Origin of the sequence: Roseinatronobacter monicus (assembly GCF_006716865.1) — a bacterium.
Taxonomy (GTDB): domain Bacteria; phylum Pseudomonadota; class Alphaproteobacteria; order Rhodobacterales; family Rhodobacteraceae; genus Roseinatronobacter; species Roseinatronobacter monicus.
In genome coordinates, this window is record NZ_VFPT01000001.1 from 234,838 (window position 1) to 249,154 (window position 14,317).

9 protein-coding genes are annotated in these 14,317 nt (G+C 61.0%); 3 read left to right on the top strand and 6 right to left on the bottom strand.

Going from position 1 to position 14,317, the window contains the following annotated elements:
• Nucleotides 1–94 precede the first annotated feature (94 nt).
• The 4 genes from BD293_RS22595 to BD293_RS00960 form a co-directional block, all read right to left on the bottom strand.
• Nucleotides 95–2,692 (bottom strand): glycine-rich domain-containing protein, encoded by a 2,598-nt coding sequence (locus BD293_RS22595; RefSeq protein ID WP_484335626.1) that lies wholly within the window; start codon nucleotides 2,690–2,692, stop codon nucleotides 95–97.
• A complete protein-coding gene (locus tag BD293_RS00950) occupies nucleotides 2,689–7,566 on the bottom strand; it encodes an isopeptide-forming domain-containing fimbrial protein (RefSeq protein WP_142079397.1) in 4,878 nt (1,625 codons plus the stop codon). The genes BD293_RS22595 and BD293_RS00950 overlap by 4 nt, the downstream gene beginning before the upstream one ends.
• Before the next feature lie 184 nt (nucleotides 7,567–7,750).
• Nucleotides 7,751–8,896: a DUF11 domain-containing protein gene (locus tag BD293_RS00955; protein WP_142079398.1), complete on the bottom strand. Its 1,146-nt coding sequence runs from the start codon at nucleotides 8,894–8,896 to the stop codon at nucleotides 7,751–7,753.
• 36 nt (nucleotides 8,897–8,932) lie between these two features.
• Complete coding sequence (locus BD293_RS00960) at nucleotides 8,933–9,490, bottom strand: hypothetical protein (protein WP_142079399.1); 558 nt, start codon at nucleotides 9,488–9,490, stop codon at nucleotides 8,933–8,935.
• 276 nt (nucleotides 9,491–9,766) lie between these two features.
• On the opposite strand from BD293_RS00960, the gene BD293_RS00965 reads away from it, so the two are divergent.
• Nucleotides 9,767–10,306 carry a hypothetical protein gene (locus BD293_RS00965; protein WP_142079400.1) on the top strand — a complete coding sequence of 180 codons (540 nt, stop codon included), beginning with the start codon at nucleotides 9,767–9,769 and terminating at the stop codon, nucleotides 10,304–10,306.
• Between the two features lie 22 nt (nucleotides 10,307–10,328).
• Here BD293_RS00965 and BD293_RS00970 read toward each other — a convergent pair whose 3' ends face one another.
• Nucleotides 10,329–10,766: an Lrp/AsnC family transcriptional regulator gene (locus BD293_RS00970; protein WP_142079401.1), complete on the bottom strand. Its 438-nt coding sequence runs from the start codon at nucleotides 10,764–10,766 to the stop codon at nucleotides 10,329–10,331.
• A gap of 109 nt (nucleotides 10,767–10,875) precedes the next feature.
• Between BD293_RS00970 and rocF the strand changes: the two genes are divergently transcribed.
• A complete protein-coding gene (rocF, locus tag BD293_RS00975) occupies nucleotides 10,876–11,805 on the top strand; it encodes an arginase (protein WP_142079402.1) in 930 nt (309 codons plus the stop codon).
• A 12-nt stretch (nucleotides 11,806–11,817) separates the two neighbouring features.
• Entirely contained in the window at nucleotides 11,818–12,867 is a 1,050-nt protein-coding gene (locus tag BD293_RS00980) for an ornithine cyclodeaminase (protein WP_142079403.1), read from the top strand.
• 64 nt (nucleotides 12,868–12,931) lie between these two features.
• Here BD293_RS00980 and BD293_RS00985 read toward each other — a convergent pair whose 3' ends face one another.
• Entirely contained in the window at nucleotides 12,932–14,287 is a 1,356-nt protein-coding gene (locus tag BD293_RS00985) for a formimidoylglutamate deiminase (protein WP_142079404.1), read from the bottom strand.
• Nucleotides 14,288–14,317 lie beyond the last annotated feature (30 nt).

The window sequence follows — 14,317 nt, forward strand, 5'->3', positions numbered from 1 at the left end:
TCTTGTGCAAAAGCATCAGCCGAGTTTTCGGCTGTCCTGCGAGCGTGGCAAGGGTTAGAAACCAACAGCCTGCACGTGGTGCCGATGGCGCGCGTCAGTTGATCGTCGCGCGGATGGTGAGTGTTGCTGTCGTATCCGCGTTGATGACGCCGCTCGTGATCTCAACCGTGCAGTCTGCGCCGGTACAGTCCGGTGTGAAATCCAGCGTTGTTTCCGTGCCCCAGCCTGATGTTAGTGCCGCGCCTCGCAGCGTCAGGCTTGCGGGCAAGGCATCTATCAGGTTGATACCTTGTGCTGCAACGGGGCCAGTATTCTCGACGCTGACCAGATACGCAATGCAGGCACCGGGGATCGCGGCGGGATTTTGCGGCTCGGTCGGGGCGGACGCGCTAAGGTCCGCACAATCGCTGCCGTCTTCTGAAAAGACCTTGGCCGTCTTGGTGGCTGTTAACTCTGCGATGGCTTGAAGGGTGATCGTGACCGTGTCGGTCGAGCTCAGGCCGAAGGCATCAGTCGCGGTGAGCTGGAAGGTCAGCGTTTCACTGGCGGCACCATTGGCGGGCTGGGTGGACGTAAAGCGGAGCACATGCGGATCAGCATTGCTCTCAAGGTCCACGGAGGTGCCGCTGGTCTGTACCCAGCTTATACTGTTTTCATCAACATTGTTGTCAGGGTCTGTGACAATGCCCAGCCGCTCGAACGGCTGTCCGGCAAAGGCCGTCGCACTGTCGCCCGCATCAGCCGTAGGGCCGGTGTTGATGACATAGCGGACCACCACGATGCCGCTGCCACCATTCCCACCGTTAAATGCTCCGCCTTCGATTGAGCCCGTTGCGCCGCCGCCGCCGCCGCCAGTGTTGGCTTGCGCAGGTTGTCCCGGTCCCCGTGCTGCAGGGGAACCGCCCCCACCGCCAATTCCACCAGACCCACCTGCAGTGCCGTACCCCCCACCGGCACCGCCACCGGAATAGAATCGAGTTGTATTGTCAATTCCGCTGGACCGACCAGCCCCGCCATCGCCACCGGTATTTGAAGTGACAGATTGGCCCGCAGTGCCAGCCCCACCGCCCCCTGCACCGGCAAGATTGAAACTGTCGTCCCCAGACCCGCTTCCGCCTGCATTGCCTTGTCCAGATGTCCCGGCACCACCAATGCCTTGAGCGTTCAATCGACCGCCCCCCCCTGAACCACCGGCAGCACCGCTACTATTCCCCAGATACCCCCCGCGACCGCCACCAACTGCGATTACTCCGTCAAACTCAGAATTGCCGCCATTTGCCCCAGCAGAACATGCCGTCCCACAACTTGCGCCCACGCCACCCGTGCCGACTCTGATCGTGAGCGTTCCCGCCGCGACCGAGCGTGTGCCCTCTCGCAACCCGCCGCCACCGCCACCGCCAGCGCCAGCCGCGTTGACATTGGTTATGCCGCCGCCGCCGCCGCCGCCGCCGACAATCAGGTATTCGACATCGGTCGGATTCGGCAAGGTCAGGGCGCCAACCCCGAAAAAAGTGTGCGCACGCCAAATACGCGCACCATCCGGGTCGGCAAATTCGTTCACTGTGCCCCCGGTGCCGGGCGCAGGCTGGCCCGGCAGGGCAGTGACGGTGATCGTGACATCAGAGGTGTTGGTTAACCCAAACGCGTCAGTGACAGTCAGGCGAAAACTCAGCGTCTCGCTGCTGCCAGTGGGCTGGGGTGCGGTGAAGCTGGGGGTTGGTGTGTTCGCTCCGCTCAGGACGACGCTGGTGCCTGCAAATTGCGTCCAGTTGTATCCGGTAATATTGTCCTCTGGGTCGGTCGATCCGCTGCCGTCCAGAGTGACGGTGGTGAAAGCCGGCACGTTTTGGGGCTGACCTGCATTCGCTGTCGGCGCAAAATTTGCGACATAACGCAGGATCACGATCCCATCTCGGCCCTGTTGCGATTCGTTTCCGCCACCCCCTGCATTGGCCTGACCTGCGCCAGCGCTACCACCCGATGCTCTGCCCCCACCGGCATATGTGACTGTTGTGCCCGTGATCGTGCTTGACCGTCCGGCGCCCCCATTCCTATTTGATGCGTCCGCGAAAGCGCCACCACCACCGCCGCCACGTGGGGTTAGCAGAATTGAAAAAGACCTGTCTGCGCCATTTCCGCCAGGGGAGCTTCCAAGTCCACCAGACGCTGCAGACGATGTCGCGGCCGCACCGCCACCGCTGCCGCCAGGGGATACACCGGGACCGCCATCATTGATACCGCCACCAAAAGTTGTTGAACTTCCACCACCGCCACCGCCACCTGCATTTACGCCAAAGAAGGAACTTGTCCCGCCTGCGCCACCGCGGGTTCCGCTGCCACCAGCCGCTCCTCCGGCACCGACAACAATAGGAATGTTGTTCTGCGCGCCTACAAAAGTCGGGCTAGTTGTAAAGTTCGTCAAGAAACCACCTGCGCCGCCCCCGCCATCATTGTTTGCCCCACCCCCGCCGCCGCCAATGACCAGATAATGGATCTCACGGTCGCGCAGCAGGTTGAAGTTTCCCGAAGTGGTAAATCGGTGGACGCAGAAACTCTGCCCGCCATCCTGTACAAGGCTGACCGCGCCGCCGGTTGCGACTGCGGCGCAGCGTTCATCAGCAATCGCTGCACCTGTGGACAAGATCGCTGCCATGACTGCCGCGCCGAGGGTTTGCCATATGCCCCCCCTCATTTGAACATCCCCCGCAGGCTGTCGGCATCGAATTTCATGCGGAACTGCACGAAGGGGCCTGTATCGGTATGGCCAAGGGCCGAGAAATCGGGGTCGTGAAAGCCGGTGAAGTTATAGCCCAGCGACAGCCAGCCATTGTCGAACGGCGTCAGCCCCATCGACAGCCCAAGGCTGTTGGACATCCGGCCTGTGCGCGCGGCATGCATCATGCTGCCATGCAGGCCGATGTCGACCTGCTCGGTCACGTCGCGGCGGTATTCGGCACCGACAAGGTTCAGCACATCATCCACCGTGCCGGTGCGCAACCGCGCGCGGTCATATTTCACCCCGTAGCGCAGGTTCAGAAATTCCGTGTCCGACAGGTATTGCGAGCGGTAGACCGAGGCAATCGCGCTCACGCTCTCGATCCCGCCCTGATCGCGCTGGCGCAATTCGCCTTGCAGCAGCGTGATCGGGTCGCGCGGGCCTGCGCGGTGGGCAGCACTGGCCTGTAGCTTCAGATCATGCCGCCAGTCCGCGCCGGATGTGCGGGTCAGCCCCAGCAGGGCTTCTGCGCCCGCACTCCATGTCTCGGACAGCTCGCCATCCATGCGCAGGCGCAGGTTGCCGGTGTCTGTGTCGCGCGTGCGCCGCCATTCGGTATCAGCCCCCGCGCCCCAGCTTTCGGCCTCATGGCGCAGGCCCGCGCGCAGGGCGATGAAGCTTTCGGCGATATAGGGGTTGCCGATGGACTGGCCCATCGGCACGCCCGCAGCCCCCAGATCCCATTGCACATCCCCGCCCAGATAGGCCGTCAGCCCGTCGCGCAGGGTGTATCCGTGATCTGCGCCCAGAAACAGCGCCTGCCCCTGGTTTTGCCCATTGCCCGCCCATGACAGGGCCGTGCGGTAGGCGCGCCCTTCCTCGGGGGTGAATTCAGCGCCAAAGGTGAAGCGCCGTGCTTCAATGCTGGTCTGGCGCTGGCTTTCCACCTCGAATGTGCCAAAGACGGTCCAGCTTTCGGTCAGAAGGTAGCCAAAGCTCAGGTCCAGCTTGTCGCCTGCGCGCGGGGCATCTGGCCGCAACGTGACTTCGATGCCCAAAGCCTGCGTCAGGCGGCCATCTTCCGATGTGCCGGTGCCCCGATACACAAGGCGCAAGTCGCGGGTCTGGCCCGTGGTGTCGTTGGTGTAAATGCCCCTGAAGCCCAGCGATTGGGTTTTGCGTTCGCGTTCGCGGGTCAGCAAAACCTCGCCGTCGCGCCTGCGCAGATCATTGGCGCGGTCATTCTCGGCCAGAAGCTGCCCGTCCAGAAGCCAGCGCTCGGACGGAGTTTCGGGGTTTGCCCAAAGCTGGTGGCGCAGGGTCAGGCCAGAGAGGATGGTGTCAATATCGGCGTCAGAAGCGGTCAGCGCAACATGACCCCGTTGGCGGCGCAGATAGGCGGCGACCTGCGTGCCACCGCGTTCAAATTCGGCGCGCACTTCGCTGCGCAGACCGGTATCGCTATGGGTGGCGAAACTGCGCCGCGCATGCAGCACTTCGGCGCTGAGTGTCAGCGCGTCCGTGGCGCGGTAGCTTAGGTCAAACCCCGACAGCGTGATCGAAAGAGCTTGCCCTTCCACACGGCGGGCATGCACGGCGCTTACGGCTGCGCGCAGGCGGGGGCTGAGTTCGGCCTCGGCGCGGATGCCCGCAATCAGGCCATTGCGCAAATCCTCATCTGCTTCGTAATCGACCACCAGAATATTGCGGTGCAACTCTGGTGTGAAGGCAGGTATGGGGCGGCGCAGAAACAACTGGCCGGTTGTGTAGCTGAGAACATAATCCAGCCCCGGCGCGAGTGTGCGGCTTTGCAACTCCTCAGAGGCATCACGCCGCGACATCGTGACAAGACGCACTGTCTGCGAATGGGGGATGATGTCTGTGCGGCTGAGGGGGTAGGGGCCGACTGTGCCATTCAGCGGGATGCGATCCTCGACCAGCGCGTTCGAGATTTGTGCGGCAAAGGCCATCACGCGCCAGTCTTCATCCTCGAACACTGCGCGTGCGCCAGTGACCTCCTGATTGATGGAGATACCGCCCGCGTTCAGATTGGTGTTGAAATCAGCAATCAGGAATTCCGCACCTTCGCGGCGCAGCCGCAGATACAGCGGAAAGCGGCTTTGCGCAGCATTGCCCTGCGTTGAGCGGTCGCCATAGACGATATATTCGGCGTCAGGGTCGATCCCGTAGAAACTGTCCCGATCCTGCGCACTGTCATAGCGCAGCGTCAAAAGCCATTCGCCCGTGATCACGCCCTCGGCAAACAGGGCCACGCGGCCTGACAGCGCATTGCCGATTTCGCCCTCGCGGCGCATGTGGTCGCGCACATGCTTATGCGCCAGCGTGCCTTCGGCCAGCCCCACCAGCACCCAAGGGCGCGCAGCAGCCGAGATTGGCACCCGCACACTCAAGTCGCGGCCCGTGGTCGCAATGCTCAGCCGTGCTGTGCCCCCTTCCAGAACCGGCGCAAGTGTCAGCGGGATGATGCCATCGTCCTGCACTGTCGCCGTTATACGGCTGCGGGCCGCGCGTTCAGAGGCGGGCGATGAGCGGCGCACGGGTGCTGTGGGCACAAAACCGAACGGAGCCTCGATCATCACGGTCACTTGTGTGCCGGGACGAATGGGAATGCCCGCGCGGTCCGTCAGGCGCAAGGTAATCTGCGGCTGGCTGCGTCCGTCGCTTTCCAGCGTGCTTGCCGCGCGCACCAGTTCAAGTTGCGCGGGCCGCAAACCATACAGGACATCATGCGTTTGGCGGTGCAACACCTGTGCATTGCTGCCGGTGATAACCAGCGCCAGTGCATTGCGCCCTTCGCCAATCCGCACGGCGCGGTAGCGGATCATCTCCCACCGTCCGTCAGAGGACCGGATTGTCGGTTCTCGCCGGATGCCGGGCACAGCGGCATCATTGACCAGCAATTCTGACTTTGCGCCAACAGGCCGCAGATAGACCACGTCAATCGCCTCGGACCGTGGCAGATACCCGTCTTTGGGGGCCAGAAAACCTGCGCCGTGACGCGCGCCGTGGCGATCAAGCCAGTCCTTGTCAAACCGCACCAAGGGCGCGCGGTCTGCCTCGGTCAGGGCAGGGGACGGGGCAGGTGCAAAGGCGCTCTCATCTTCCGCGTCAAATTCGAGATAGAACTCGACCCGCCCCATCATGCCCGGCCGCAACTCCACGAATTGTGAAATTGCGCTGCCTGCACTTCGGGTCGAGGCATAGCACAACACGGGCCGCGCACCGGGCGGCAGGGTGGTCATATCCATCTGCACCACGCGCGGGCGACGGTAGATGTCACGAAAGGTGAAGCGCCCGTCACTGTCTGTGATAGCAAATTCGCCGTTTTCCAACAGCACGCGGATGCCCGACAGATCATAGCCCGGATTGGCCCCGCCGCAGCCGCCCGCGCTGATCTGGCCAAGGATTGCCACCTGATCCATCCCCAGCGCATCACTCACGCGCAAGGTGTGATTGGCGCGCAGCCTGCGCGTGCCTGTTGCGCGCACTTCACTGACAGAGGTCAAAACCTGACCCGCGCGTGCAGGCGGCACCACCTGTGCGCCGTAAATGATGGTGATATTCTGACCTGCGACCACAGCAGGCAGAACATAGGTCAGCCGATTCCCCCCTGCCGCCACTTGCGGCGTGACGGGCCGGTCATTGACCAGCATCGTGTCCGGCACAAAGACTACCCCGTCTGGCAAGGTGTCGGTAATCGTCATCACACCGGAATCCGATGCTGTGACAGTCACTGTATATTCAAGAAACGCGCCGATAGTGGAGTCATCATGCGACGCAGTGCGCGTAATCTGGGCGATGGCCAAGGCATCCATTGGTATATCGACGCGCAAGGGCTGGCCGGGGACCACATCGAACGGGTCCAGCCGAGAGCCGTTTACCAGCGCAAAAGGTGCGCCCGGCAGCGCTTGCAGCGCGGCATCGGCGCGCTGGCTGGGGGCGGCATGTGTGGCAAGGCCTGTCTCGCCAATCTCGATCCGGTATTGACCCGGCGCGACATAGGGAAAGCGGTATGCGCCGGGTTGTAGGTCATAGACGCGCCCCGCGCTGTCCGTCACCTGCCCGCCGGTCACCAGCGTGGCCGGATATTGCGCGACCAGATCATCGCCAAACACTTGGGCAGGCGCACCTGTGGCCATGTCGATCAGGGTCAGTTCAATTCCGTTGAGCGGCGCGCCGGACCCGCTGTCAAAGAGCAGCCCCGACGGGTCGAACTGCCCGGCACCAACATCGACATCCACCTCAAGATTGTTGATGATATTCGTGGCCTCGACATATTGCGCGGTAATGACCGAATAGGCCTGCGTCGCAAGCTGCCCGTCGCCATTGGGTGACATTGTATCTGTTGTGTTGATCCATGCTGTGAACACGCCTGTATCAGGACCGTTCTCGTAAAAGCGCAGGGTTTCACTGTCACCCGTTGCCGCATCGCTCAGCGTGACCTCGACCGTTTCAATCCGTGTCGGGTCACGGTTCAACCCGGCATCTTCCAGCGTGAAGAAGATCGGCACACCCAGACGGATGCGGTCGGTGCGAAACACACGCAAGGGGGCGCTGCGGTCAATCGGGGTGGGGTTGCTGGTCAGGGTCGAGGTGTCGACTTGTTCGGGCAATGGCAGCCAAGGGTTCTGCCGGTATTCCGCGTCAGGAAAATAGATGTTCTCGAACGGGCCATCGGTCAGGCCCTTGTCCAATTCCCACGCGGTAAGGATACCATTCGATTGCCCCCGCGCGACAGTGAAGCGGGCCTCGGGCGACAGTCCTTCGCCCTGATCTATTCCGCCCGCCTGCCATGTGACATGGGCAATATTGACGAGCTCGGTACCCAATGGTGTGCCCTGCGCCACTGCCGATGCAGACGCCAGCCCCACCACAAGGGCCAAACCCGCCGCGCCTAGTCGGCGGAGGGCACAGGGAATGGGCGAGACCATGAAAAAGGGAGTCCGCTACAGAATACAGGAACAGAGAGGCGCGCGGCCCGGAATACGCCGCGCGCTTGAGGGGGGGGGGGTGTTAGTCGATGGTGACGCGGATGGTGAAGCTAGCACTTGTGCCATGCTCAAGGGTCGCGAGCGTCGCGGTCACCGTGTTGGTACCTACGGCGTAAACAACCGGTTCAAAGTCAGTCGGAGTCACGCCAGCAAAAGAGGTGTTTTCCGGGATTAAGTCATTGATCACGATGTTCGTGGCCGCGGTCTCACTTGGCGAATTATTGGTCACAGTGATTGCGTATTCAACACATGCGCCTGGTATCGCTGCAACAGGAGTCGCAGGAGTAGCTGTCCCTGATCCCGTCCCGCAGTTAAAGGTGCTGCCCGGTAGAGTCTCATCAACAACTGCGGCTGTCTTCGTTGCTGTGATGACCGGTGCAGTCACGCGCAGGTTGGTGCGGTCCGCATCTTGACCGTTAGTCTGCGCATCACCCGTATCATCAGGCTCGCTACCGAAGCTCCAAAGCGTTGCTGCATCCGCAAACACCACGTTCGGGGTTTCACTATCCAGAGCATTGGTGCGAATTTCTTCAACTTCTGTGTTAGAACCCGCAACAAGTGCAATTGCTGTCACCTCAAAAAGATCGGCAAGACCATCTGTGGCGATGCTGGGGATATTGGCAACGATCCTGACGGTGTATTCCGCGCCCGAATCGAGATCCCCCGCATTGGCCCCATCTGATACGTCATAAATTTCTCCGTTCACCAACACGTAGTAGGTGCCAAGATCAGACGTTACACTAGCGCTGTAGGTCAACCCCTCGAACGTGCCTCCAAGTTCGTCACTGCTTCCGGGAAGTTGCCCGCCCGTGTTTGTAACATTGATATTGAAGCCCTGTGTGCCGTTTCCAAGGTTTCTAACGACAAAGTCGAGGTTCACAGATGTCTCGCCGGGGGCTACCGTTATCTCACCCTCGCTTGCCTGCGCAGTTACCGAAAGGTCGATCTTGCGGGCAACAGTGAAGGTTGCAGTTGGCAGATCATCCTCAGGAAGATCAATTCTCACGCCATCGGCGCCATCATAACTCAGCGCAATCGTATTTTGTACAGACACACCAGGCGCGGTCTGCTCTGAGGGATCAGGTTCAACCTGCGCCATCGCGCCGCCTGCAAACACGACGGCGAGCGCCGTGCTCAGGGCGAGGGTTTTGAAGGGATTGGGGATCATGAGGGGGTACTCCTAGTTTACTCGAATGCGCGGGGGTCAGCGCAGGGTCACGGTGTATTCGATGCTCATCTGCTCTGATGGCGGTAATTCGGGCAGGGTCAGCCGCAAGGCGCGCAGCGCATCCAGATCGGCGGTCATGACCTGTTCGTCATCAATCTCTTCAAATATCGGGCGGAACAGATCGGGCGACTCTTCATCGGCCCATTCAATCGCCAGCCCCTCGGGGGCGGCAAAGCTGAACGGGTCAAGCACCAACTCGGCTGCTACCTGCGCGCCAAGTTGCAGGTTCATGGCGGCGTCTTCGGTGGGGTTGTCCAGTGTGATGACGTAAAGCACCTGATCGCCGGGGGTGACGACACTTTCGTCCAGCGGGACACGCAAGATGACAGGTTCGCCGTCCTCATCCAGAACCGGCTCGCCGGTATCGGTCAGTTCCAACTCCAGCGTATAGCCGGCAAGTGTGATCTGAACGCTTGTTGGCCGGTCTTCGGCGGGTATGTCGGTCTGGGCGGCCACATAAGTGGGGGTCAGAACAAGCGCAAGAATGCACGCACGCAGCCAGACGTGACTGCACGTGCCTGAATTGGGTCGCATCTCTAAACCTCCGTACGGGAAATCACCCGCCAAAAGGCAGGTTTGCGCGTACTATTGTTGCTCAGAAGTTTTATTAAACCCCTAAGATATTGCAGGAAGCAGCGCGGAGGTGCAGTAGTAAAGCTGCATTGCCGGAGTCTGCGATATGCACCTATTGTGATATTTCACAGTTGAGCTAAGGGCAAAGCAACTGCGACCCTGAACTGGAGTATTTCTGTGGCGCGATGCACACAGCTACTATGTGTAGTCTACAGCACTTTTCTGGCGCTTTTCGTTATGTCGACAGTCGGGCGGCAAATGGCCGCCGCCGAGCCTGCGACCAGCTTTGCGGCCAATGATGTGGAGTTTCTCAACCTCATGGGCAATCTCGAAGGCCCGCGCGGCTTTGGAACCGTAACCGATTTTGCACCTGCCTTGCCTGCGCGCCCGCTGACCGAGATGACTTTGGCCGAGGTGCTGGTCTATCAGCGCGAGATTAGGTCGATGGGCACCATCTCGTCAGCGGTCGGGCGCTATCAGTTCATCTATCTGACCCTGCGCGATCTGGTCGAAACGCATGATATCTCGGACGCCTTGGTATTTGACGCCGAAGTTCAGACCTATCTGGCGCGGTTCCTGATGCATCAGTGCGGATTTTACGCGCGCGACACGCCCGTACTGCAACTGGGCAATTGTCTGGCTTCTGTCTGGGCCGCGCTTCCACTGGTGAGTGGTCCGTTGCGGGGCGAGTCTGCCTATAGCGAAGACGGTATCAACAAGGCCTTTGTATCGCCTGACGTCGTGATCGAGGTTTTGCGCAGCCGGTTTGAATGGTGAGCGGCGCAGAAGCCACATGACATCAGCGCCAGTGTGATTTCGCGCGGCGTGTGGACAGCAGCAGGTTTGTCTCTGATGACATGACGCCATCAAGGTTGCGGATATGGCTGAGGATTGCATCCAGTTCCGCAAGGGAATTGGCGGATAACTCCACAATCAGATCCCAGCGGCCATTGGTTGAATGCACGGCCGTGACCAAGGCCATGCCCGACAGGCGCGCCATAATCCGCTCGCCGCCACGGCCTTCGATTCCGATCAGCATCATCGCGCGGACGGGTGCATCGGCGATATCGCCTCGTGTAATCGCCGTGAAGCCCAGAATTTCGCCCTGTTGGTGCAGACGCGCAAGCCGGACACGCACGGTTGCACGGCTGACCCCAAGTTTTTCCGCCAATGCCATGACCGAGGCACGCCCGTCACGGCGCAACTCTGCGATCAGATTCTGATCCAGATCGTCCATACTGAAACCCATAGGTGCCATAGTGGTCAGTTAAGCCCCCAAAATAGCAAAAAGTCCAGTTGCGATCTTCCCGATATGCGAACCATTGTGCCCAAAACAGGAGATAACAATGACCCGACCCACTTTAATCGGTGCTCCGGTCGATAGCGGCCAACGCACAGCGGGGTGCCTGATGGGGCCTGCGGCCTACCGCGTCGCAGGTTTGGCCGAGGTGCTGGACGTGCTTGGAACACCAGCCTTGGACAGGGGCGATCTGGCCCTGCCCGCCGCCTTGCCCGCGTGCACCCCGCACAATCCGGCAGTGGACCAGTTGCCCGCGACACTGGCCTGGACCGACCTCATCCGCACGGCGGTTGAGGCCGAGTTGGCCGCCGACCGCTTGCCCATTGTGCTGGGGGGCGATCATGCCTTGGCGCTTGGCTCTGTCGCCGGGGCAGCGGCGCATGCGGCGCGGGTGGGGCGCCCGTTATTCCTGCTGTGGCTGGATGCGCATAGTGATTTCCACACAGTGCAAAGCACCAGTTCGGGCAATCTGCATGGCACACCGGTTGCCTATGCCGCAGGGCGCGCGGGCTTTGCCCCGTTCCCCCCGTTTCCCGCCCCCGTTCCTGCCGACCATATCTGCCTGTTTGGGATCAGAAGCGTGGACCCCGCCGAGCATCGCGCGCTCGAAGCATGCGAGATTGCTGTAAATGACATGCGCGTTCTGGATGAACAGGGCATATCCGCGCCCTTGCGCCGCTTCCTCGACAAGGTACGGCTGGCGGGCGGGATGCTGCATGTCAGCCTTGATGTCGATTTTCTGGACCCCGGAATCGCGCCCGCCGTTGGCACGACCGTTCCCGGCGGTGCCACCTTTCGAGAGGCGCATCTGGTCTGCGAGATGATCCATGAGACGGGCTTGATGACCTCGCTCGATCTGGTCGAGTTGAACCCATACCTTGACGAGCGTGGCCGCACGGCGCGGCTGATGGTCGATCTGGTCGGCAGTCTGATGGGCCGCAAGGTGTTTGACCGACCCACCCGCAGCTTTTCCTGAAGGAGCCACTGAATGACACTGCCCTCACGACAGGCCCTTGTGCCTTTTGTCAGCGTCGAGAATATGATGCGCCTTGTCCTGCATGTCGGGATCGAGCAGATGATGGTCGAATTGACGCACGCCATCGAAGCTGATTTCCGCCGCTGGCCCGCCTTTGACAAGACGCCGCGCGTTGCCAGCCATTCCGATATCGGTGTGATCGAATTGATGCCCACATCGGATGGGCAGCATTACGGGTTCAAATATGTGAACGGCCATCCGGGAAACATGCGGCAGGGCTTGCAGGCGGTAACGGCCTTTGGGGTTCTGGCCGATGTGGCGACAGGCTACCCGCTGCTGCTGTCGGAAATGACCATTCTGACCGCTTTGCGCACAGCGGCGACCAGTGCGATGGCCGCAAAGTGGCTGGCCCCCCGCGACGCGCGCGTGATGGCGATGATCGGAAATGGTGCGCAGGCCGAGTTTCAGGCGCTGGCGATGAAAACGGTCTGCGGCATTGAGGAAGTGCGCCTGTATGATATCGACCCCGCCGCCACCCGAAAATGCGCGGCCAATCTGGCGGGGCGGGGCTTGCGTGTGGTGTCTTGCGACACGGCCGAGCAGGCGGTGCTGGGCGCACAGATCATAACGACCTGCACCGCCGACAAGCAATATGCCACAATCCTGACCGACAATCTGGTGGGTGGCGGGGTTCATATTAACGCAGTTGGCGGCGATTGTCCGGGCAAGACAGAATTGCACCGCGACATCCTGCTGCGTGCAGGCATCTTTGTCGAATATCCGCCCCAAACGCGGATCGAGGGCGAAATTCAAGCGCTGGACCCCGACCATCCGGTGACCGAGTTGTGGCAGGTGATCGCAGGCGAGGCACCGGGCCGCACAGATGCAGGGCAGGTCACGCTGTTTGACAGTTTCGGCTTCGCAATCGAGGATTTCAGCGCGCTGCGCCATATCCTCAAACGTCTGGAAGGCACAGAGTTTTTCCTTGAACTCGACATGATCGCAGACCCCGACGACCCGCGCGATTTGTTCGGGATGATTATTCGGTCCGAGGGGCAGTAACGCCCGACATCGCCCCAAGGGTCAAAGCGTTCAGCGCATGGGCGGCAAATGGACACGCGCGCGTCTAACTTTCCAGAAGGTGCGAGATCGCCTTGCGATAGCGCGCGACAATCTGGTCGCGCGCGCGGTGCCGCCCTTGCAGGACGCAATGCCGCCCCGCCGACCAAAGGTCGGTGATGACGGACGTGTGGGACGCAAAAACAAGGCCATCTAGCAGGTGCGAGGGTGCCAGCGCACAAAGCGTGGGGTCAGTCCCGTCAATCCCGACAAGATCGGCCAGCCGCCCCACTGCAATTTCGCCACAGTCGCGCCCCAAGGCCTGCGCGCCACCGCGCGCGGCGCCGGTATACAGCGCCTGTCCGACGGACCCTTCGGCGGGGACCATCAGATTGCGCGCCTGATTTTGCAACCTTTGCGAATACTCCAACATGCGTAATTCCTGAACCCCAGAGATTGCGATGTTGGAATCCGTTCCAACTCCATATGTGCCGCCTGCCTTCAGATACGCGGGGCCGTTAAAGATACCATCGCCAAGATTGGCCTCGGTAACCGGACACAGACCGGCGACCGCGCCGCTGCGTGCCAGCCCGATGGTTTCACCCTCTGTCATATGGGTCGCATGAATAACGCACCAGTCCGGGCCGACGGGCTGGGTGGATAACAACCACTCAACAGGGCGTTGTCCCAGCCAATCGGTTATATCCGCCACCTCTTTTTGTTGTTCTGCGGCATGAATATGCACTGGCCCTTCTGTATGGCTGCCAAGCAGCGCTGACAGGTCGTCCGGGCTGGTCGCGCGCAGCGAATGCGGCGCGATGCCAAGGCGCATATCATCCGGCAGGGCGTGCAACCCCGCGCCCACCCGTTGCATTAGCGTTTGAAACCGCGTCACATCGTTTCCGAAACGCAACTGTCCGGCGTTCAGCGCTTGGCGTCCGGCACCGCCGTAGCTGTAAAGCACCGGCAGATGGGTCAGGCCGATTCCCGTGTCCAACGCGGCGGCAAAGATGCGCTGTGACAATTCCGAAATATCGTCATAGGGCGCGCCGCCAGCTTGATGATGGACATAGTGAAACTCGGCCACACTCGCAAAGCCTGCTTCCTGCATTTCCATGAAGGCAAGGGCTGCAATGGCTTCCAGTTGGTCGGGCGTCAGATTGTCCATGAAGCGATACATCAACTTGCGCCATGTCCAGAAACTGTCCCGCCCCGCGTGCCGCGTCTCCGTCATGCCTGCCATGGCGCGTTGAAAGCTGTGACTGTGCAGGTTGGACAGTGCGGGCAACAACACATCGACCCTGCAATCCTGCGGCATTGGCTTGGCACCGGGCTGGAGTGCCTGAATGACCCCATGCTCGATTTCAATGCGCACATTCTCCGCCCAACCCGATGCCAGCAAGGCAAGCTTTGCATATATCATCTGAACACCCTGTATATTTGTATAGACATA

What these genes read in the sequence shown, in the direction of transcription:
- BD293_RS22595 (WP_484335626.1), bottom strand. Translation starts at nt 2,692, where the DNA reads ATGAGGGGGGGCATATGGCAAACCCTCGGCGCGGCAGTCATGGCAGCG.
- BD293_RS00955 (WP_142079398.1), bottom strand. Translation starts at nt 8,896, where the DNA reads ATGATCCCCAATCCCTTCAAAACCCTCGCCCTGAGCACGGCGCTCGCC.
- BD293_RS00960 (WP_142079399.1), bottom strand. Translation starts at nt 9,490, where the DNA reads ATGCGACCCAATTCAGGCACGTGCAGTCACGTCTGGCTGCGTGCGTGC.
- BD293_RS00965 (WP_142079400.1), top strand. Translation starts at nt 9,767, where the DNA reads ATGTCGACAGTCGGGCGGCAAATGGCCGCCGCCGAGCCTGCGACCAGC.
- BD293_RS00970 (WP_142079401.1), bottom strand. Translation starts at nt 10,766, where the DNA reads ATGGACGATCTGGATCAGAATCTGATCGCAGAGTTGCGCCGTGACGGG.
- rocF (WP_142079402.1), top strand. Translation starts at nt 10,876, where the DNA reads ATGACCCGACCCACTTTAATCGGTGCTCCGGTCGATAGCGGCCAACGC.
- BD293_RS00980 (WP_142079403.1), top strand. Translation starts at nt 11,818, where the DNA reads ATGACACTGCCCTCACGACAGGCCCTTGTGCCTTTTGTCAGCGTCGAG.
- BD293_RS00985 (WP_142079404.1), bottom strand. Translation starts at nt 14,287, where the DNA reads ATGATATATGCAAAGCTTGCCTTGCTGGCATCGGGTTGGGCGGAGAAT.